We start from the raw sequence: 21435 nt of genomic DNA, 5'->3' as shown, positions 1-21435 counted from the left end.
TTTTTACTATGCTAAAACTCCTTGGCGATTTGGATTTATTTGCAAATAGAACAGTCAATTTGCAGCTCTTGATGACCATAAGTCATCGTTTTTCCATTTGAAATTATTTGTTTATATCTATTGTTTTATCTTCATGAACCTCAATAAATCCCCATAAATAATTTCATCGGATAAACGTAATTCATCCCTGACGATTTCTGCAGACTTTTCACATTCACTCTCAGGTATCGCTTCGCCAGTTGCTTTTTTATAACATATATTATTCTGCATCACATATTTATCATTCACGAAGCTCCCATCACGGAACACGACGGGGTGTCTGTTTGATCTGGTAAGCAAATTATGGCCGAAAGACATTAGGTTTTCGGATTCAATTCCTAATAGATGCAATAAGGTTGGCCGGATATCCACTTCTCCGCCAGGAGTGGATATTGTCTCACCTGCTAAACCTGGAATATGGATGATGACAGGCACTTGCTTATATAATGTATGGTTGATTGGGCTTTCTTCATTTTCCAGGAAATCAGTTAAGGCAGTCTCATATTTTTCTGAAATGCCATAATGATCCCCATACAGGATAAATATCGTATTTTCATACATTCCATCACTTTTGAGCTGGTCGAACAATTGCTTAATGGCCTCATCTTGGTATCTTACGGTCGTTACATAGCGATTTACAACGCCATCACCGGTATTAGCCATGGAAATAAATTGTTCGTCTTCATCTAGCAGAAAAGGAAAGTGATTGGTTAGTGTAATCAGCTTGGCAAAATAGGGGCTTGGTAAATCACTCATATGTGTGACCGTCTGTTCAAAAAACGGGATGTCCTTAATGCCATAATTTATCGAGTTATCATCTGTAACCTGATAGTCTTTTTTCGAAAAGAATCGGTTATAGCCCAAGCTTTCATACATTTGCTCGCGATTCCAGAACGATGCATCATTTCCATGAAAGGCTGCTGAATAATATCCGCCTTCCTCTTTTAAAAGTTGTTGGAGACTGTTAAAGACATTATCTGGGCGCCGGACAAATACAGAGCCTCCAGATAAAGGATACAAGCTTGTATCTATCATGAATTCGGAATCAGATGTTTTTCCTTGCGCTGTTTGGTCATAAACTTGATCAAAGTAGAAGCTCTCCTTGATTAGGCCGTTCAGGAAGGGGGTGATTTCCTTACCTCCTACCTTTTGATTGATGACGAAGTTTTGAGTTGATTCCATGCTAATCATAACAATATTTTTACCTTTGGCAATTCCGAACAGTTCCGTTTTCTTTTCGTCCTTTTCTGATATATATTCTACTATTTTCCCCGTATCCAAATGAGTGGCCATCGCTCGGTCAATAGAAGGACGGACTCCTGTTGCAATATCATAGAGATGATAGTTAAATGGGCCGATTGCCTTGACCATCTGCTCCCGGTTGTACGAGGCTGTAAAAAGGTGAGGAGAGTGGATCAAGCCAATTGCAGCATTTATGATAAGGATGGTTGCACTTATGGAAAAGTATAGGCCCTTCGTTCTCCTGCTCACTGTTTCCCGAGGCATAGTTGTTTTTCTTGAAGCCCAGGCGATAATCAGGATATCTGCAAATAATAATAAATCCCAGCTGCTCATCAGTTCGAAGGTACTTGGTCCAATCCCTCCTACATTTTTAAATTGAAATAAGATGGACACCGTTACATAATCGATATAAAAGCGGTAATAAAGGAGATCCCCATATATCAGGCCGGTCAGGAGAAGCATGGAAAAGAGAAGCCATTTCATATTTACAGTCTTTGTTAAAAAAACACTGGCTCCAATTAAAAGCAAAAGGGATCCGATTGGATTTATGAGCATCACAAGTGCATCTGCCAAAGAATGGGCCGGCAATTCAAACCCAACAAAGGAAACAGCAACTGTTTTAACCCACATGCATAGCAGCGCCAACAGAATAACATGTTTGGCGCTGAAGCGATGATTGAATCGCATTATAGTACCTCGCTTTTAACAGTGAAGGCTTCCTTCGCAAACACTAATTCTTTTTGGAGGATTTGTAATTCTTCCTCGCTGTGATGGCCCATTAAAGAAATTTGCAGCCAATTTTTTTTCAATAAATAGTGGCTTTCATAGCTTGTGAAAATGTTTTTTTGCTTTAAGTAGTCTCCTAACTTTCTTGAAGACAGACTGGCGGGCAATTGGATCGTAATGATTCCAGGTGAATAAAAATCGTCACCTGCCAATAGATAGTTCTCCTTTTTGAGGAAGATCCTCAGTGAGGCAGCATTTTTTTCTATAATCAAGAAATTAAGATGGTCCATGGCTACATGCAATGCCTTTACCAAATTGGATGAATGGGTAAAGGGGACACTATTGCTGCCATGGTAGAGGCCCAAGTCCAAATATCGCGGAATATTGGGATTGCTCTTGATTGGATCACGGTGAAATATGATAGCCAAACCGGGATAGGACCCCAGCCCCTTTCCGCTTACACTTGTAGCAAATAAAAGGTTCTGAAAAGAAACCGGAATGACTCCAATAGAGCTGCAGGCATCTACGCATAACTCAACCTCTGCAGCATGACATAATGATTCAAGGGCTGCCAAATCATAAACATATCCGGTGCTAGTTTCGCAATGAACTGTCCATATCCAGGTGATATCAGGATTACTCAGAAGCATCTGCCTGATTTCACCTAGATTAATAGGTTCATTCCAATCCTTTTCAATCGTATGGAACTTTAAATGAAACCGGGATGCGTGATTAATTAGACGATAGCCAAATTCACCCGTTGCCAAAATAAGTCCACTTCCACTCAGCGATTGTAATTGGGCAGCGACAATGTCATTGGCAAGTGTTCCTGTCCCCACTGCTAAATCCGCATAGTTTGCCCCTGTCAGCCGGCATAGCCTTTTTTGTACCTCTTTACATTCAGCAGCAAAGACTTGATCTCGGTGCGAAACCGAAGGAAGGGTAAAAGCCTCTTCCACAGCCGGGTGCATCTGAACAGGGCCTGGTAAAAAGCTAACAGGCTTTTTAGACTTGGATATCCTTGTCATCGCTCGTTTGAACATTTTTGTCGATGATTCAAACTGCTCCTTTGTGAGATACATCGGCTGGAATCTCGCTTTTCCCGTTCTAACCATCTTCCCAAAAGGGATGAAACCCATTTTTTTATATAAAGGTATTTGGTTTTCAACCCCTGAAATCAAGGCCATGTTATAACCATGCTCTAAGCAGTAGCTTACGAGCAGCTCGGATAATTTATAAAAAACCGGACTTTTCCGGAGGTTTTCCTTAACTGAGAGAAGCCTGATTTCACAAGGACGAGCCTCTTTTGGAAGAAGCTCATCTAAATCATCTAATTTTAAATCAAGGGAAAATGGACGTGTTCCTCTAACCGCAATCATACCAACCACTTCATCATTCCGTTTGGCAATCATATATGTGTTCTCATCATCGAATCTATCAATCAATCGCTGTTGTTCATTCTGAGCATGTTGGGGAATTTCTTCTACAAATGTTTTATAATTAAGCTGATAAATCTGGTCGTGTTCATCTTGATTAGTGGCAATTTTATAAATGAATTCCATCATGTTCACTCTCCTGTATGTTGAGGTTGTTTTTGGATGTATGATTCGGTTTGTGCATGAATATTACGATACCAGCCATTAACGACAAACCAATGACTAGTTGATGGGAGTTACCCAATAGGTATGCGGTTACAGGTATGGATAGTATGGAAATCAACCCTGGAACCGTGAACCGCCTAGCAGCAATAAAACCCGCAGCCAGGACAATCCCTGCCACAAGGATTGTGTACGGCTCCAGATAAAGGGCAGCAGCCAGGAATACAACAACACCCTTCCCACCCCGGAGCTGAAGCTGTACAGGCCAAATATGTCCAAGCAGCAGACCGAAACCACCGATTATTAGTGCAAATTCGTTATTGCCAAATAGTGTATTGGCAATCAGTAAAGCTAAAAATACTTTCACAGCATCTATGATGACTGTGATAACAAAACCCTTTTTCCCTAAGTGTCTTCCGGCGTTCCTGGCCCCAGCATTCCCGCTGCCGAACTGTCTGATGTCATTATCCTTCAACATAATCCCTAAATAATATGCGCCATTCACACACCCAAATGCATAGGATAATACAAATATGAGGACGTATAGCATAACTTCAATCCGCTCCGATCTAATTTTGTTTACGCATTGGTAAGTAAAAAAAACGGCCTGCTGTCTTACTAGAAAAGCACAAGCCCCTTGTTCAGCCCAAACAAGCAAATGTTCTCCACCTGGAAAAAGTCGCTCTTGGACTTTTTTGGTGGAGGTTATTTGACATCGAGGGCTTGGTGCTGGAGTTGGACAACTGTAAAAAATTGAAAAAATTGAATTCTTGTTTCCATTTTATCCAATGTAACCTGACAATTAAAGCAAATTCATAAAGAACACGATTATTTTTCTAGGGTGATCTATTAATGTATTTATCTATAAAAAAGTTAAACTTAGGAATGGTACAGTGGCTACCAAAGCGAGGTGGCTTGGTACCTCCTGCTACTTAGGGATAGTTACATGTACATTGCTTCTGTTCATCCACCATTCCCTCTTTATGTCACTTCTGAATCGGATCATTTGAGAGTACTTACTATAAATATTCATTACAACATCATGACTCCAATCGAAAAGGAGCAGCCAGTTAGCTACCCCTTTTCAAAAATATATTTTAGACCGTGTTTGTTATATTTAATCTCTATGTCTTATTGGTTTCATTTCATCCACTTTGCGTCTTATGCTTATCGGGGCTGAGCGAGGCCCTTTCGCTTTTCATGTCTAGCTACAGGTCCTAGCCCCTCGAGGTCATAAGCCACAGTGGAATTGAAGGCAAAGATCACTCTTCATTTCCACTGCGTCTTATGCTTGTCGGGGCTGATCGAGGCCCTTTCGCTTTTCATGTCTAGCTACAGGTCCTAGCCCCTCGAGGTCATAAGCCACAGTGGAATTGAAGGCAAAGATCACCCTTCATTTCCACTGCGTCTTATGCTTGTCGGGGCTGGTCGAGGCCCTTTCGCTTTTCATTATTCCTTGTCAAAGATATAGGAAAGGACTTTGATGGCTTGGTTGACGGATTCTACTGTTACATTTGCTTTATTGGAAAGTTCTTTTAACGGATGGTGCAGTCCTTCAGGTCTAATAAGAATAAGCGGTTTTCCTTGTGAGATGGCCGCACTTGCATCCATGGCTGTATTCCACTGTTTATATTTTTCTCCGAATAATGCGATGACGAGATCAGCCTTTTTTAAGAGCAGCTCTGTGCGTAAATTGTTAATGCTGGAAGCGGCATCGTCTCGAAAGATTGCATTGGGCTGTTCCCCTAAAATCTCTTCGCCAATAAAGTCTGAACGATCATGATTTTCCATTGGACCGTAAAATTGAATGGGCAGTTGAAGTGATTTAGCTTTCTCTTTTATTTCACTGCGCCAGTTAGAATGAATTTCCCCTGCTAAATATACGTTTAATTCCATTATATACACTCCCTTTATTCGCTTTTTTCATATTTTATCATTTTCGCTTGAATAGTTGTAACGATAGTATATGAAAATAAATACAAGTCTGATTTTAAAGATGAGTTTTTGTGACAAGCTGAAAACGAAGTAAACCAAGAGAATGATTTTATTGCTTATTATTTGCCAAAAGGATATAAAATCAAAAGAGAAAAATCAAATAATTTATTATTACAAAAAGGCAGACGCACCTATTTGCTTTTTTACAATCACCATGAAGCATATGATAGTGAAGGGGTTTACGATACAGCAATAGAACAAACTGAATATGATGTGAATGATGATTTTCGTGATGATAAAAGCTTTGGATTTTTGTTAATGAAGGCAAATGACGATCAGACAAATGAATTGATAGTTGGAATTGGCGGTGTAAAACTGACTGCACAATCCAAAACAAAAAATATGGTGGAAGATACAAGGGTGATGATGGAAATTGCTAAGTCTGTGAAGATAAAATAAGTGCGAATATCGGAATGCTTAGAGTATATAGAAGGCATTATTTAAAAACGCAGAGTTTTGAACCCTGCGTCTAAAAAAATTTGTTTAGATCATTATTTTTTTCGCTTCTTTAATCGAAATTTAAACCGCTCTAAAGTCAGCATTTTGGATTTAGGTAGGCTGATGCTGGGATTCTCCTCGCCATTCGACCTTAATTTAAATTGGCTAACTTCAGCTTGCAGGTCATTAGCAATTTTACTTAACTCGACAGCTGAAAGGTTGACTTTTTCAATTGCTTCAAGCTGATTTTCACTGGAGGCAGATACTTCTTCCGATGAAGTAACTGACAATTGAGAAACTGCTGAAACGCCTTTTATTCTTTCAGTCAAATAATCATTTGTTTGGTGGATGTGATTGACCGCTTCCTCAATGATGATGGTTTTTTCATGTATGTCCTTCACATTAATTACGATGTTCTCAAAAGCGGTTTTCGTTTGCTGCACCGAATTTGCTTGCTGCTTTTTATATAAATTAAATTTGTCGGCTTCAATCATGAGCTGATTCATTTTATTGTTCATTATAGTGATTAATGTTTGAATTTCCTGGGCTTCGTTTTTAGAGCGTTCTGCTAGTTTTTTGACCTCTTTTGCTACGACAGCAAATCCTTTTCCAGATTCACCAGCCCTAGCTGCCTCAATCGCTGCGTTTAATGCCAGCAGGTTCGTATTATCGGCAATATCCTGTATGGTGCCAATAATTGTAGAGATGCTCGAAGTTTGTCTTGATGCCTCGACTGCTTTATTAGTCACATCGGTTGATAGCAATAAGAATTGATCGGATACTCTTTGGAGCTCTGTGATTGTTTCTAACCCATTTTGTCCTTCCAGTTCTGCTAAGGAAGCATCAGATGAAATCTCCTGGCCAAGCTGTTCTGTATGAGAAATCGCTTTTTTTACCTTACTGATATCGACCATACATTCTTCAAGCTCAAAGGATTGCTCTTCTGCCCCTAATGCGATTTGTTTAATGGCAGCATTGACCTCAGTTGATTGAGCATTTGTTTCTTCAGATATCGCTGCTAGTACTTGGGAAGAACCTTGTACTTGTGAAGATGAATCAAGTATATGTAAAAAAGCTTGCTGTACCTTCTCCGCCATTTGATTAAAAGTTATAGCTAACTCTGTCATTTCATCCTTGCCTTTAAATGGCACGCGATAATACAAATCGCCGTTACCAATCTTATGTGCGCCTGTTTTTAATAGTGTAATTGACCTGGATATATTGCTGAGTAAGTAATTTCCGACTAATGACAATGTAATAAGTAAAATCATGCTGATGGCAAGGATACCCCAGGATAACCATTTGTTTTGCTGGTCAATGGATTGGTGAAGAGCATGCATATTGGTTATTGCTTCTTGCTCTGCTGTAGAGACAAATTTCTCTATGGCTCCTGCTTGCTGGTCGAACTGAAGAATGAATTCATTGGTTTGCAGATAGGAGCTATTGATGGTAGCCATCGCATCTAAATATTGTGATAGTCTATTCGATAAGTATTCCTTTGCTGAATCATCCAGACTGCCGTCTTTATTGATTTCAGTTATAAACACTTCACTTGCATCTGTAAATTGTTTGTAGGATTCCTCGCTTTTTACAGAAACAAACTGATTTTCATACATGCGCATGAGGCTTAATTGCTCCTCGATTTTTGGATTATTTAAGTAAGAGGTCAATGATATGATTTGTTTTGCCGCGTTGTCTATCTGGCCCTTAAGACCGCCTGTATTATGATAGCCTATTTGTTCATACATTTTTGCAAGTTGTTTGAATTGTTCTAAATACGTATTGGAAATGCTATCAACCTGGTCGAAAAGAACTTTCATTTTTGTATTTGACTGCTTTTCACTAATCGACTTCGCCTCAGATTTGACACGATCCAGAGATTCGGAAACCAATTCAACCCCTGCTTGATCAGGAGCCCGCAAAAACTGCTGTTCTAATTTCCTGGTCATGGCCAAGTGATATTTAATTTCTTTACTATCAACTACTGTTTGCTGTATCTTTTCTTCTTCTTTGCGACTTTTCTCCTGTATCATCGTGTTGATGAAGTTGGATAACAAGAGAATAGCAAACCCTCCAATGGTCATAAATAAAATAATGCGTAGCTTGCCGCGTATGGTTTTCAAAGCTGTCACCCCCCTGTAAAATATAATGTAATATTCTAAATATTTAGTATGACTATTATTATAGAGCTAATGACCTATATTGACAATAACCGACATGATCAAATATTTTTCATTACATCTGTCTTTACATGTGGTAATCTATTAAAGTGTTATTAGGATATGATTGTCTGGACTCGGTATGGGTTGGCTACAATGGCAAAGAGTATGCCTACTGTAGCATTTATGATTGGGAGGAACAGTATGCGAGATTTTTTAAATAAAAAAGGGGTCAGTTTATCCCCTAAGGTCTATTTTATTGATGCCTTAAGTAATATGGCTCTAGGTTTATTCGCATCACTAATTATTGGTTTAATCATAAAGACAATAGGAGAGCAGATTGCAATAGGGGTGTTTGCATCTTATTTAGTTGAAATGGGGACAATGACGATGGGCTTGATGGGCCCTGCCATTGGCGTTGCGGTTGCTTATGGATTAAAAGCACCTCCTCTTGTGCTCTTTTCTGCATTATTAAGTGGATCAGCAGGGGCTGTGTTAGGCGGTCCGGCTGGTGCTGTTGTGGCTGCGCTGATTTCAACAGAAGTTGGTAAGATTGTTAGTAATGAGACGAAGCTGGACATCATAGTTACTCCATTTACAGTTGTTTTCACTGGTTATTCAGTCGCAGCTTTGGTTGGCCCATGGATTGATCATGTGATGAAAGGAATAGGTAAGCTTATTATGTGGGGGACAGATCAGCAACCGCTATTGATGGGAATCATTGTTGCAGTGCTGATGGGTTTTGCTCTATCGGGCCCTATTTCGTCAGCTGCGATTGCCATGATGCTGGATTTAAATGGATTGGCTGCAGGAGCAGCAACAGTGGGCTGTGCGGCTCAGATGATCGGCTTTGGGGTTAGCAGCTATCGTGAAAATAAAATAGGGGGATTAGTAGCACAAGGATTAGGTACATCCAAACTGCAGATTTCAAATATTATTAAGAATCCGCTTATTTTGATTCCCCCGACGGTTGCTGGGATTATTTTAGCCCCTGTTGCTACACTAATTTTTAAAATGGAGAATGTTGCTGCAGGAGCGGGGATGGGCACAAGTGGTCTGGTTGGACAAATTATGACTTTTTCAGCAATGGGTTTTAGTTTTGTTGTAATGTTAAAGGTGATCATATTGCATTTAATTGGACCAGCAGCGATTAGCTTGATATTATCAGAATATATGAGAAAAAAAGGCTGGATAAAATTTGGTGATATGAGGTTAAATATAGGAGGGAAATGATTATGGAAAAATTAGAATCAATGGAGCAGTTTGAACAAATGAAAGGTAATGGCAAGCATATTTTTATGTTTTCAGCCGTCTGGTGCGGAGATTGCCGTTTCATCGATCCTTTCATGCCTGAAGTAGAGGAGAAATATAAAGAATATACATTTGTTCATGTTGATCGAGACGAGTTTCTTGATCTCTGTATTAAGCTTGATGTATTCGGAATCCCAAGCTTTGTTGGCTTTAAAGATGGCAATGAGCTAGGAAGATTCGTTAGCAAGGATCGTAAAACTCAAGAAGAGATTGAACAATTTATTGGATCTCTTTCATAAAACACGTTCACATGAAAGCGGATCAGTCTTCTCATAATGACTGATCCGCTTTTTTTGTCGATTAAGATGTGAAGGTCTTCCACTTTTGTTTAACTTTATTTTAGTGTAAACTGTATACGGAATTCTTCCCCGCAAAGGAGGGGCTAAAATGAAAAATAAAATGGATAGTAAAAAGATGAAAGCAGAGTTAGAAAAACGTTTAACGAAAGAGAATCGTTCGTTTTCTTTTGATAGAGAGAAAGATCAGCTTCGCATTGAAAATAAAGAAACAGGTAAAGGAATTACCGTTTCATTACCAGGAATTATAGCAAAGTGGCATGAGCAGAAGGAAAATGCTATCGATGAGGTTGTATATTATGTTGAAGAAGGACTAGAAGCAATGACAGGTCAAGTTCAGTTCTCTGGTCAAGAGAAACATATATATCCGGTCATTCGTTCCACTTCATTTCCGTCTGAATCGCAAGATGGTGTTTCGTTCTTATTTGATGAGCATACAGCCGAAACGAGGGTTTATTATGCGCTTGATCTGGGCAACACGTATCGATTAATTGATGAACAAGTGATGAATAAAGAGGGATGGCAGCATGAGCGAATAAAGGAGACTGCACTTTTTAATGTTCGGTCCCTAACCACTTCATTAAAAAAGGACGAAGTAGCTGGTAACACTTTCTACTTCTTAAATAAGAATGATGGTTATGATGCCAGCAGAATTCTGAATGATGCTTTTCTAAAAGAGATGAAGCAGAAGATGGAAGGTGATATGGCAGTTGCTGTACCACACCAGGATGTATTGATTTTGGCTGATATAAAAAATGAAACAGGCTACGATGTTCTTGCACAGATGACCATGAGCTTCTTTGCAAGCGGACGTGTACCGATTACTGCATTATCGTTCATATATGAAGATGGAGAGCTTGAACCTATCTTTATTTTGGGTAAAAATAAGAAGAAGTAATCAAGTGGATCACAAAGGTGGTCCGCTTTTTTTTTGCAGTTTCAAGAGTTTTCATTTTGATGTCATCCTTTTCAATCCAACTATAAAAGTATCAATGTGAACTCATTCTCTTAAATTCACTGCAAACAACAGCAATTACTGCTAAAATAAGAAAGATACAATCCAAGAAAGAGATGGTTTTTAATGAGCTGGATAAAAAAACTAATGAATGTGTTTAAAAATGATGATGAACATGATTTTATAGATGAACCTATAGAAAAGGAGCAAACTCAGCAAAAACGAGAAGCTTCAAGAGAAATGGAAACACGAGTAACCTACCAATACCCAAAAGGGGAGTTTCGTTTTCCTATCATCCCTGACGAACCGCAGCAGCCGAGAAGAAGGCACCCGAGATCAAGTGGAGTAGACAAACGGGAAACAAAACAACAACAACAACCTGATAAAGAGGTTCGTCAACCTGAAAGAAAGAAGAGAACGCCTGCAACAGCGCCCAAAAATGAGAAAACACCGCAGGAAGAAACACCTGTCACACGTAATGAAAGAGATGCACAAAATAGGAAAAGGCCGTTTAAACCAACGGAGATCCCGTCTCCTATTTATGGCTTCGAAAGGCCAAGAGCAGTAAAAAAAGAAGAAAGTAAACCTATCGTAGATTCAGTAGAATATGAGCTTAATAGTGGAAGCTCACATCTGAATGAAAACAGTCCGATTAACCAGGAAAACTCTGAGCCCATCGTCAAGGTACTAGAGGATGAAATCAAAGCGTTTAAGGTTGAAAAAAAGATTGAGTATCATCAGCAAACTGGTTTCGATTCCTTACATAATGGAAATACCGTTCATTTTCCAGAACGGATGGCGGACCATGTGGTTTATCCGAAAGAGTCTGAATCCAAAGTTCAGTCATTAGAGGATAAAACGGTGGAGTTTGAGCTAGATAGCACGATTGATGATGATTCGCAGTTTTTCGCAACTTTAGAAAACGTGGAGGCGATTCATTTTCCAAAATCACCGTCAGATCAATCTGTACTTGAGGAAGAACCTGAATCTATCATTAAGATAGGAGAGGGTGAGCCGGAGGAGCTTGAAGATGCGATCGAAGGTCAATCGGCTGATTTCAGTGCTTCAAAGACGGTTCTTTTTCCAGAATCAAGGGCGGTTCGTTCTTTAGATGAGGAAGAGCCTGAATCTATCATTGAGGTAGTAGAAGATGAGACGAAGGAGCTTGAGTTTGAAGGTGCAATTGATGCTTCAGAGCCGATTCATTATTCAGAATCAACAGCTTACAATTTTTCTAATGAACGTGAATATGCAGCAGCCGTTGAAAAATTAAATGTACCCATTGCTCAGGAAAATGCTGATACATCGGAAGAAAATGTGGCAGTTAAACATACTTCAGTAGAAGGAGATTCAGTTGAACCGATTCAGCCTGATGCGGAAAGCGAAGTGGTGGTTGAGATAGAATCTCCTTGGCTCGATAGCGAGGCAGTAATTGAGGAAGGCGTAGGTGAAGAGATTCAGGAACAATCAAATAGCACATCTCGAAGCCATATTCCCTTCAACGTTATTATGCTCAATTCTGATAAACAAAAAAATTCAGTGCAAAAACCAAAGTTGCAAGTCGAAAAAGCGGGTTATGTTGAAGAGATAATGGAAGAAAACACCGTGAGAGTTGACATTCAAGAGGATGAAGAAGGGCTTCCGCCGCATTATATTTTTCCATCTAAAAGCTTATTAACCCCGCCTGTAGTGGAAGAAGAGGATTCTGCGTGGTTACTTGAACAGGAAAATCTCCTAAATTCCACGTTGTTGAACTTCAATGTGCGGGCAAGCGTAGTGAATGTTACAAAAGGGCCGGCAGTTACACGATTTGAAGTCCAGCCTGAACCAGGGGTTAAGGTTAATAAGATTACAAATTTATCAGATGATATAAAACTAAGCCTGGCAGCAAGAGATATCAGAATTGAAGCACCTATTCCAGGTAAGCATACAATCGGAATTGAAGTGCCTAATCAATCAAGCAGACCAGTATTAATTAGTGAAATCATTAATAGTCCGGAGTTTAAAGACGGAGGTTCACCACTAACTGCTGTGTTAGGACTTGATATTGCCGGCAAGCCTGTAGTAACAGATTTACGGAAAATGCCGCATGGACTAATTGCAGGTGCAACAGGTTCTGGTAAAAGTGTATGTATTAACTCAATCCTTGTCAGTCTTCTATATAAATCAACGCCAGAAGAGCTAAAGCTTCTGCTTATTGATCCTAAAATGGTAGAGCTTGCACCTTATAATCACATTCCTCATCTTGTCAGCCCGGTAATCACGGATGTGAAAGCGGCCACAGCTGCATTGAAATGGGCTGTAGACGAAATGGAAAGAAGATATGAACTTTTTGCTCATGCAGGAGTAAGAGATATTAATCGTTACAATGAAACAGCAGAAGCAAATAGGGATTTCTCGAAAAAGCTGCCGTTTATTGTGATCATTATTGATGAGCTGGCGGATTTAATGATGATGTCTCCTGCGGATGTGGAGGAAGCGATTTGCCGTATTGCACAGAAGGCGCGTGCTTGTGGCATTCATCTGATTATCGCTACACAAAGACCTTCTGTAGATGTTATTACGGGTCTAATTAAAGCGAATGTACCAACAAGGGTCGCTTTTTCAGTATCGTCTCAAATTGATTCCCGTACGATTATCGACATAAGCGGTGCAGAAAAACTCCTCGGGCGTGGAGATATGCTGTTTCTTGAAAATGGTTCATCAAAGCCGGTGCGCCTCCAAGGAACCTATGTTTCGGATCGAGAAATTGATGAGGTTGTCTCTCATGTGAGGAAGGAACAGTCTCCACAGTTTCTCTTTGAACAGGAAGAGCTTTTGAAAAGGGCAAAGATAACCGAAGAAGAAGACGAGTTATTTTATGATGCATGTAAATTTGTTGTTGATCATCAATCTGCTTCAACCTCTTCTCTGCAAAGAAAATTTAAAATTGGCTATAACAGGGCAGCACGCTTAATTGATATGATGGAGCAACAAGGATACATTTCAGAAAATCGTGGGAGCAAGCCAAGGGATGTGCTGATTACTGAAGCCAATCTTGAAACAATCAATGAAAACTAAAATGAGGTACTAGATGTTATGGGTAAGTCATCGAATTGACTTATTTCTTTAAAAAGACAAACAAGATTATTAGTGATAAAATATTAGATGTTTGTGGGAAATAATGCCTAACTTGAGGGAATAAGGAGCATGCAGTATGGTGATGAGGGATCACTCAATCTTAAATTTAAATGAGTATCGTGCATTGAAGCAAGCTCAAGGAGAGAGGAGCATCAATCACTTACATAGTTTAGCTATGGATTTCATCAATCAGCATGTTAATATTCGAGAAAAGGTACGAGCGAAACATCTTTTTAGAAAAAAACTCGAGCTGCCGCCTGAAGAGGCTTTGTCTGAACAATTACAAGTCATTTTTCTAGATTGGTTTATGTTTGATTATAAAACGGTCCAAGGCCTAACGATATTTAATCTATTTATTAAATATCGTACTCTTTGTTTAAAGGAGTACGAATTAATCCAAGCTGCTCTTTGCTTATCAGCGGTTATGGAGCCGCTTGAGATAGCTCATATAAGCAAAGATGGAAAGGTGTCTGTGAAGGAAGCTGACGGAAAAGCAGCTTCCCTACAGATAAGCTCAATGAATCCACTCAACCTTCAACAAGGGGCAGTTTTACTGTTGAGGAAAGTCCCTGGTGTTTATCATGATATCGTTATTGGTCCAGTGATTCATTTAAAAGCTGCCGACCGCTTAGAAAAGATTAAAATGGGCTTTGAGCGTTGTAAAATAAGTGAGCCAGAAATGACTTGGCGAGCCTATTTAAAATTATTTGCATTAGAAATTCTACTTCCTTTAGAAAGTTGGGAAAGAATAGGCGAGTAATTTTAACTAGGAAGGTTCATACTTATAAATACACACTAAAATCCGTAGTTCTGATTGCCTATAATTATGTATGTAAAAGCTTTTGTTAAGCCTTTCTAAGTGAATATGGTTTTTCAGGAAACATGATACATAGTTTTTGAAATTGAATAATGCTATAATGTTAAAATGTGATTAGAAAATGGCCAGTTCCATGTTCTTCATGGAATATGAGCAAAACTAGATATATGTCATATACTGTTTTACAGATATACGATGGTTGGAGGTTTCTTTATATGACTATTTACCATTTCGTAGGTATAAAAGGGTCGGGAATGAGTGCGTTAGCACAAATTCTTCATGATATGAATTTTAAAGTTCAAGGTTCTGATGTTGAAAAGCATTTCTTTACTCAGGTTGCTCTTGAGGAATCAGAGATAAAAATCTTGCCTTTTCAAAAGGAAAATATTGAACCAGGAATGACAATTATTGCTGGGAATGCTTTTCCAGACGATCATGAAGAAATACAGGAAGCAATGAAATTAGGTTTGCCTGTAATTAGATATCACCGTTTCTTAGGTGATTTTATGAAAAGCTTTACAAGCATTGCGGTAACTGGTGCGCATGGTAAGACATCAACAACTGGTTTACTTTCTCATGTCCTTTCAGGGGCAAAACCAACGGCGTTCCTCATAGGTGATGGTACGGGAAAAGGGGATAAAGACGCTGAGTACTTTGCGTTTGAAGCTTGTGAATACAAACGGCACTTCCTTTCATACTTTCCGGATTATTGCATCATGACGAATATTGATTTCGATCACCCAGATTATTTTACCAGTATCGATGATGTGTTTTCTGCTTTTCAAGAGATGTCTTGGCAAGTGAAAAAAGGGATTTTTGCTTGTGGTGATGATGAGCAATTGCAAAAAATCCAAGCAAAAGTACCTGTTCTTTTTTATGGATTTGGAGAAGAGAATGATTTTCAAGCAAGAAATGTTGTAAAGTCGACTGAAGGTACAACATTTGATGTATTTGTACGCAATACTTTTTATAATACATTTTCAATTGCTTCTTATGGGGATCATAATGTCTTAAATGCACTTTCAGTTATAGCCGTTTGTCATTATGAAGGAATCGATGCACAAATTGTGCAAGCGCAATTAACAACCTTCGGTGGTGTAAAAAGAAGGTTTACTGAAAAGGTGATTGGTAGACAAGTCATTATCGATGATTATGCCCACCATCCAACTGAAATTAAAGCAACGATTGAAGCTGCTAGACAAAAGTATCCTGAGCGAGAAATCATCAGTGTTTTCCAGCCGCATACATTTACGAGAACACAAACTTTCTTAGATGAGTTTGCAGCTAGTCTTAACATGGCAGATCAAGTTTACTTATGTGAAATCTTTGGATCAGCTAGAGAAAATCATGGCAAGCTTTCAATTGAAGACCTGCAGGCAAAGGTTTCTGGTGCACTCGTATTAAACGAAGCAGAAACAGCTATATTAAAAGGCCATGATGAAAGTGTTCTTATTTTCATGGGAGCTGGAGATATTCAAAAGTTCCAAAAAGCCTATGAAATGCAGCTATAATTTATCTATATGAAAACCCCAAGATCATTCTTGGGGTTTTCATAGTGTCGACAAAAGTAAAAAAAGCAATTCTAATTGGGTTTGGAGAAGCTTACCGCTCGACTCCTGCGAGAGAAGCGAGACCGTCGAGACCCTGCTGAAGTGAAGTGACCCCAAAAAGTTAGACACATTATTTATGCAACTGTAGACTGAGACCGGTATTGTACTGGACTCAGTCCTTTTAATTTTATTTTAATCCGTTTGTTGTTATAGTAATGAATATATTTCCTTAGTTCTTCTTCAAAATGCTCTACACTTTCAAATTCTCTTAAGTAGAGAAATTCCGATTTTAGTATCCCAAAGAAATTCTCCATGACGGCATTGTCATAACAGTTCCCTTTGCGTGACATGCTTTGTATAATGCCTCGTTCCTTTAACCTATCTCGATAGTGTTTCATTTGATATTGCCATCATTGGTCTGAATGTATCATAAGCGTAGGATGACCTTTTGGTAAACGCTCAAAGGCTTTCTCTAACATTTCAGATACCAATGAATAGGTAGGTCTAGAGGCAAGGTTGTTGGTGATGATTTCACCATTAAATAAATCGAGTACAGGTGATAAATACAGCTTTTCTCCTTATAGGTTAAACTGAGGGTTCTGGTGCAAGAACTTGAAGACAATTGAAATTAATCTCTAAATCTTGGACATACTGATACTATTACTCTAAAAAAAGGTGTGTGATCGGTATGAAAAAAGAAGATTTGTTCAAATGGAAGCAATATCAGCCTGTTATTTTATTAACAGTACGATGGTACCTACGGTACAACTTAAGTTTGCGTAATTTGGTGGAAATGATGGAGGAGCGCGGCTTATCCATGGCTCATACAACGATTATGCGTTGGGTTCATCAATATGGACCTCAATTAGATAAAAGAGTACGTCGTCATCTTTAGCCAACAAATGACTCTTGGAGAGTCGATGAAACGTATATCAAAGTAAAAGGTCAATGGATGTATTTATATCGTGCAGTCAATTCAGAAGGGAATACCATTGATTTTTATCTAAGTGAATCAAGAGATAAACAAGCAGCCAAGCGCTTTTTCAAGAAAGCCTTGGCTACTTCTCATGTTTGTAAACCTCGTGTCATAACAGTGGATAAAAATCCAGCCTATCCTGTAGCGATTCAAGAGTTAAAAGAAGAGAAACGCAAGCCTGAAGGCAGACAAATAAGGCAAGTTAAATATCTCAATAATATAGTAGAACAAGATCATCGTTTTATAAAGAAGCGAGTTCGTTCGATGTTAGGATTGAAATCATTTCGTACAGCTACTTACATACTGAGTGGCATAGAAGCCATGCATAGGATTAAAAAGAAACAGGTTCATCAAGAGGTGAAGTCTGCCCAAAATCAAAAACAATTTATCCATAAATTGTTTGGAGTAGCATCATAATTCATAGATGAAAAGGATATTGAGGTTCTATGTTTTTAACAAATCATATTTGCACCAGAACCCTCTCTAATGTTGAATTCTACCTTTATTTTACTAATTTAACGTTTTACTCATCGAAATCTACCATAATGCTTTTCGTTTGAGTAAAACTGTCTATCATACTCTCTAATGAATATTCTCTTCCCATACCACTCTGTTTGAAACCCCCATAAGAGTGACCTGTCAACATGCCAGCTCCTCGATTTATCTGTACCCATCCAGATTCTAATTGATTAGCAGTTCTCATTGCTCTTGTAGTATCATTAGTCCAAATATAAGCAGCTAATCCGTAATCGCTCCTATTTGCCATTTCAATGACTTCTTTTTCATCTTCCCATGGAATAACAATTAAAACTGGTCCAAAAATTTCTTCTTTAGCAATTCTCAAATCATCGTGAGGAGATGCAAAAACAGTAGGTTCTAAATAATAACCCTCGGAAAGGGGGCCATCTTTTGGTGGTAATCCTCCTAAAAGAAGCTCAGTATCTTTATGATTAATTCCTTCTTCTATATAATTACAAACCTTATTAAATTGTTTTTCATTAATAATACAACCTATATCATTATTTTCATCAAGTGGATCCCCCACTTTTAGAAGCTTCAAATTCCCGATTAATTTCCCTAAAAATGAATCATAAATCGATTTATGAAGATAAAGTCGTGATCCGGCGGAGCAAGACTGCCCTTGACGTGCAAAACGCATAGCTGATATTACATTTTTTATTACTTTATTGCTGTCTGCATCAGGATATACGATTTGTGGGCTCTTACCACCTAATTCTAGAGAAATTGGAATGATTCGATCCGCGGCTTCGTGCATAATAATTCTTCCAGTTTGAGTAGAACCTGTAAATGTTAGTTTTTTTACAAGCGGATGCTTTGCTAGAGGTAATCCACATTCTTCACCAAAACCTGTAAGAATGTTTACTACCCCTGCAGGTAGATACTCTGAACAAATTTTTGCTAATTTAAGTACAGCTAGAGGTGCATCTTCAGCAGCTTTTAAAACAATCGTATTGCCTGCAGCTATCGCTGGAGCTATTTTTAATGCAGCGAGTTGGAAAGGGGAGTTCCAAGGAATTATCCCTCCAACTACTCCATATGGTTCTCGTTGTGTGTAGGCAAACAAATTATTATCTACGGGCATTGTTTCCCCCTTTAACTCTCCTGCTACTCCACCGAAATAACGAATAACATCAGCAGCTCCTTTTACTTCTCCTTTAGCCTGTGTATATAAAGCATTACCGGTTTCTGTAGCAATTGTTCGAGCTAGATCTTCAAATTGCTCTTCAATAGCATCCGAAATCTTCCAAAGTAGTTTTCCTCGTTCTCTAGCTGGTACCCTTTTCCAACTTTTAAAAGCCTTATTAGCTACATTTACTGCAATATCTACATCCGCTGCATTTGCCTTTGGTACTTCTGCGATAACAGAGCCTCTTTTTGCAGGACTCTCTATTTGGAAGAATTCTTTACTTACAGCTTCAGTCCATTCTCCATCAATTAGCATTAGTTCTCTTGAAATAGTTTCTGTTTTCATTTCAAACACTTCCTTTTGATTTTTTTAATAAAGAGTATATTTTTTCTTAGTATCAAATCTAGTCAAATAATATTCGATACTAAAAAACTTCTTTATTAATCATAAAATAGAGATGGTAGGTAGCTAAATAAATCTGGAAAAATAATCATTAGCATAAGCACTATGAATATACATCCAATAAATGGTATGCTTGCCCTAGCTACTTGAAATAGCCCTCAAAAGGTTTTTTGATACTTCATTTGATTGGAATCCGAATTTTCAACTAATTTTACTGACGAAAAATCTTCAATTACTTGACAAACAGCTGTTTGGTCTAACGAGCCTTTGTTATGAATTTTCGCTATATGGAACAAGTTATATGTACTTGCACCAATAAAGGATGGTACTCCTACATCCTGAGTCATATTTACATAGAGTCCAAGATCCTTATGCGCGTGATTTAACATAAACTTAACGTTATCATAGGTGTTATTTATAATGTTTGGTCCAAAGTATTGTAATACCTTACTATTACTCACACTTTTCCCAATTACATCTGCCATGACTTTAACATCCAATCCATGTTTGACTCCTGTCGCAAATGCCTCCCCAAGAGCAACTATGCTTGCTGCACCAACCATGTTATGACATAGCTTTAGTGCTTGGGCTATCCCTGACTCTCCGATGTATTCAATGTTAGTACCTATAAAACCTAAATATTCAATAATATTTACAAACTGCTCTCTGTCACCACCTACCATTATTGTAAGAGTTCCTTCATCTGCACCAGCGGGTCCTCCACTAACTGGACAATCAAAGTAATGTGAATTATATTGTTTACACAAATCGTTCATTTCCCTTGTCGTTGCAGGGTCAATGGTACTTAGATCTAAAATTGTTGTGTGGCTCTTCATTTCTTTAGCTATTCCTTCCGTCCCCAGAAACAAATCTTTAATAATTTGTGGACTAGGCAAGCTTAAGAAAACTATATCTGAAAATTGAACGATTTCCTTTGGATGATTTGCAACAAGGCCACCTAAATTCCTTATTTTTGCTTTTCCTTTTTCAGATATATCGTAAGCAAGTACTTCACAGTTATTTTTAATTAAGTTTTTTAATACGCCTTCCCCAATAGCACCTACACCAATTAATCCTATCTTTTTTACTTCATTTGTCCTTTTTTTTGATCCAACCATAACTCCTTCGATTTCATTTTTTAAGTGATTATTTTCTACCAATTTCACTGATGCTAAATCCTCTATAATTTGACACACAGCTGTATGATCTAATGATCCTTTATTGTGAGTTTTAGCAGCATGGTACAGGTTATATGTGTTTGTACCAATAAATGATGGTACGCCTACTTGTCGGGTCATATTTACATAGAGTCCAAGATCTTTATGCATGTGATTTAACATGAATTTAACATTATCGTAAGTATTGTTTACAATGTTTGGTCCAAAATATTCTAATGGCCTGCTACCCGCCAAACTTTTTCCAATTACATTTGCCATGACTTTTACACTTAAACCATGTTTGACTCCTGTCGCAAAAGACTCTCCAATAGCCACTATGTTTGCTGCACCGATCATGTTATGACATAGTTTCAATACTTGTGCTAATCCTGACTCCCCAATATATTCAATATTAGAACCTATGTAACCTAAATATTCGACAATGTTATCAAATTGATCTTTGTCACCACCTACCATTAATGTAAGAGTTCCCTCATCTGCACCAGCGGGTCCTCCACTAACTGGACAATCAAAGTAATGTGAATTATATTGATGACACAAATCGTTCATTTCCCTTGCCGTTGCAGGGTCAATGGTACTTAGATCTAAAATTGTTGTGTGGCTCTTCATTTCTTTAGCTATTCCTTCCGTCCCCAGAAACAAATCTTTAATAATTTGTGGACTAGGCAAGCTTAAGAAAACTATCTCTGAAAATTGAATGACTTCCTTGGGGTGATTAGCAACGAAGCCACCCAGATTTCTTATATTTTCCTTTGCTTTTTCAGATATGTCGTAAGCAAGTACTTCACAGTTATTTTTAATTAAGTTTTTCAATACACCTTTCCCAATCGCACCTGTACCAATTAATCCTACTTTTTTCACTTTATCCAACTCCCTCTATTAATAAATGATTTTGTTCCAAATGCTCGTCCTTACTTAGAGTTTCATAGGGATCCAATCAAAACATATTCATGGAATTTTTGATGATGTTGACTTGGATGCCATC

Annotated in this window: 14 protein-coding genes and 2 pseudogenes; 8 read left to right on the top strand and 8 right to left on the bottom strand. The window is 38.3% G+C overall.

The genetic code is table 11. From position 1 onward, the window contains the following. Positions 1–117: 117 nt before the first annotated feature. The 4 genes from J2S17_RS19860 to J2S17_RS19845 form a co-directional block, all read right to left on the bottom strand. A complete protein-coding gene (locus tag J2S17_RS19860) occupies positions 118–1968 on the bottom strand; it encodes an LTA synthase family protein (RefSeq protein WP_307477505.1) in 1851 nt (616 codons plus the stop codon). After that, complete coding sequence (locus J2S17_RS19855) at positions 1968–3572, bottom strand: aminotransferase class V-fold PLP-dependent enzyme (protein ID WP_307477504.1); 1605 nt, start codon at positions 3570–3572, stop codon at positions 1968–1970. Before J2S17_RS19855 ends, J2S17_RS19860 begins: the two co-directional genes overlap by 1 nt. Then, positions 3553–4263, bottom strand: coding sequence for a glycerol-3-phosphate acyltransferase (locus J2S17_RS19850; protein WP_307477503.1), 711 nt, complete (start codon positions 4261–4263; stop codon positions 3553–3555). Before J2S17_RS19850 ends, J2S17_RS19855 begins: the two co-directional genes overlap by 20 nt. 791 nt (positions 4264–5054) lie before the next feature. Continuing rightward, positions 5055–5501, bottom strand: a complete 447-nt coding sequence (locus tag J2S17_RS19845; RefSeq protein WP_307477502.1) for a YtoQ family protein — start codon at positions 5499–5501, stop codon at positions 5055–5057. Between the two features lie 162 nt (positions 5502–5663). Here J2S17_RS19845 and J2S17_RS19840 point away from each other — a divergent pair, with 162 nt between their 5' ends. After that, positions 5664–5999: a hypothetical protein gene (locus J2S17_RS19840; RefSeq protein ID WP_307477501.1), complete on the top strand. Its 336-nt coding sequence runs from the start codon at positions 5664–5666 to the stop codon at positions 5997–5999. Between the two features lie 92 nt (positions 6000–6091). Here the strand turns inward: J2S17_RS19840 and J2S17_RS19835 are convergent, their stop codons facing one another. Further along, positions 6092–8161 (bottom strand): methyl-accepting chemotaxis protein, encoded by a 2070-nt coding sequence (locus tag J2S17_RS19835; protein WP_307477500.1) that lies wholly within the window; start codon positions 8159–8161, stop codon positions 6092–6094. A gap of 240 nt (positions 8162–8401) precedes the next feature. On the opposite strand from J2S17_RS19835, the gene J2S17_RS19830 reads away from it, so the two are divergent. From J2S17_RS19830 to murC, 6 genes are all read left to right on the top strand, one after another. Continuing rightward, positions 8402–9430 (top strand): PTS sugar transporter subunit IIC, encoded by a 1029-nt coding sequence (locus J2S17_RS19830; protein ID WP_307477499.1) that lies wholly within the window; start codon positions 8402–8404, stop codon positions 9428–9430. A 2-nt stretch (positions 9431–9432) separates the two neighbouring features. After that, a complete protein-coding gene (locus J2S17_RS19825) occupies positions 9433–9747 on the top strand; it encodes a thioredoxin family protein (protein WP_307477498.1) in 315 nt (104 codons plus the stop codon). A 160-nt stretch (positions 9748–9907) separates the two neighbouring features. Then, on the top strand, positions 9908–10702 hold the full coding sequence (locus J2S17_RS19820; protein ID WP_307477564.1) for a DUF1444 domain-containing protein: 795 nt from the start codon (positions 9908–9910) through the stop codon (positions 10700–10702). 183 nt (positions 10703–10885) lie between these two features. Further along, the gene (locus tag J2S17_RS19815) at positions 10886–13819 is read left to right on the top strand and encodes a DNA translocase FtsK (RefSeq protein WP_307477497.1); all 2934 of its coding nucleotides are present in this window, start codon (positions 10886–10888) and stop codon (positions 13817–13819) included. A gap of 136 nt (positions 13820–13955) precedes the next feature. Beyond that, positions 13956–14639 carry a hypothetical protein gene (locus tag J2S17_RS19810; protein ID WP_307477496.1) on the top strand — a complete coding sequence of 228 codons (684 nt, stop codon included), beginning with the start codon at positions 13956–13958 and terminating at the stop codon, positions 14637–14639. A gap of 272 nt (positions 14640–14911) precedes the next feature. Continuing rightward, positions 14912–16207: a UDP-N-acetylmuramate--L-alanine ligase gene (gene murC / locus J2S17_RS19805; protein ID WP_307477495.1), complete on the top strand. Its 1296-nt coding sequence runs from the start codon at positions 14912–14914 to the stop codon at positions 16205–16207. 173 nt (positions 16208–16380) lie between these two features. On the opposite strand, the pseudogene J2S17_RS19800 reads toward murC, so the two are convergent. After that, positions 16381–16824, bottom strand: a pseudogene (locus J2S17_RS19800) (IS3 family transposase); the annotation flags it as partial. A 110-nt stretch (positions 16825–16934) separates the two neighbouring features. Here J2S17_RS19800 and J2S17_RS19795 point away from each other — a divergent pair. Further along, a pseudogene (locus tag J2S17_RS19795) lies at positions 16935–17639 on the top strand (IS6 family transposase). A 106-nt stretch (positions 17640–17745) separates the two neighbouring features. Here J2S17_RS19795 and J2S17_RS19790 read toward each other — a convergent pair. After that, positions 17746–19215 carry an aldehyde dehydrogenase family protein gene (locus J2S17_RS19790; RefSeq protein ID WP_307477494.1) on the bottom strand — a complete coding sequence of 490 codons (1470 nt, stop codon included), beginning with the start codon at positions 19213–19215 and terminating at the stop codon, positions 17746–17748. A gap of 215 nt (positions 19216–19430) precedes the next feature. Then, the gene (locus J2S17_RS19785) at positions 19431–21311 is read right to left on the bottom strand and encodes an NAD(P)-dependent oxidoreductase (RefSeq protein WP_307477493.1); all 1881 of its coding nucleotides are present in this window, start codon (positions 21309–21311) and stop codon (positions 19431–19433) included. Between the last annotated feature and the right edge of the window lie 124 nt (positions 21312–21435).

Origin of the sequence: Cytobacillus purgationiresistens (assembly GCF_030813235.1) — a bacterium.
GTDB lineage: Bacteria > Bacillota > Bacilli > Bacillales > Cytobacillaceae > Cytobacillus > Cytobacillus purgationiresistens.
The sequence above is the reverse complement of the archived record's forward strand: the minus strand, read 5'-3'. Positions and strand labels throughout refer to the sequence as shown.

Bases quoted from the DNA above. Each gene is read 5' to 3' on its own strand.
- J2S17_RS19860 (WP_307477505.1), bottom strand. From the start codon at position 1,968: ATGCGATTCAATCATCGCTTCAGCGCCAAACATGTTATTCTGTTGGCG.
- J2S17_RS19855 (WP_307477504.1), bottom strand. From the start codon at position 3,572: ATGATGGAATTCATTTATAAAATTGCCACTAATCAAGATGAACACGAC.
- J2S17_RS19845 (WP_307477502.1), bottom strand. From the start codon at position 5,501: ATGGAATTAAACGTATATTTAGCAGGGGAAATTCATTCTAACTGGCGC.
- J2S17_RS19830 (WP_307477499.1), top strand. From the start codon at position 8,402: ATGCGAGATTTTTTAAATAAAAAAGGGGTCAGTTTATCCCCTAAGGTC.
- J2S17_RS19825 (WP_307477498.1), top strand. From the start codon at position 9,433: ATGGAAAAATTAGAATCAATGGAGCAGTTTGAACAAATGAAAGGTAAT.
- J2S17_RS19820 (WP_307477564.1), top strand. From the start codon at position 9,908: ATGGATAGTAAAAAGATGAAAGCAGAGTTAGAAAAACGTTTAACGAAA.
- J2S17_RS19815 (WP_307477497.1), top strand. From the start codon at position 10,886: ATGAGCTGGATAAAAAAACTAATGAATGTGTTTAAAAATGATGATGAA.
- J2S17_RS19810 (WP_307477496.1), top strand. From the start codon at position 13,956: ATGGTGATGAGGGATCACTCAATCTTAAATTTAAATGAGTATCGTGCA.
- murC (WP_307477495.1), top strand. From the start codon at position 14,912: ATGACTATTTACCATTTCGTAGGTATAAAAGGGTCGGGAATGAGTGCG.
- J2S17_RS19790 (WP_307477494.1), bottom strand. From the start codon at position 19,215: ATGAAAACAGAAACTATTTCAAGAGAACTAATGCTAATTGATGGAGAA.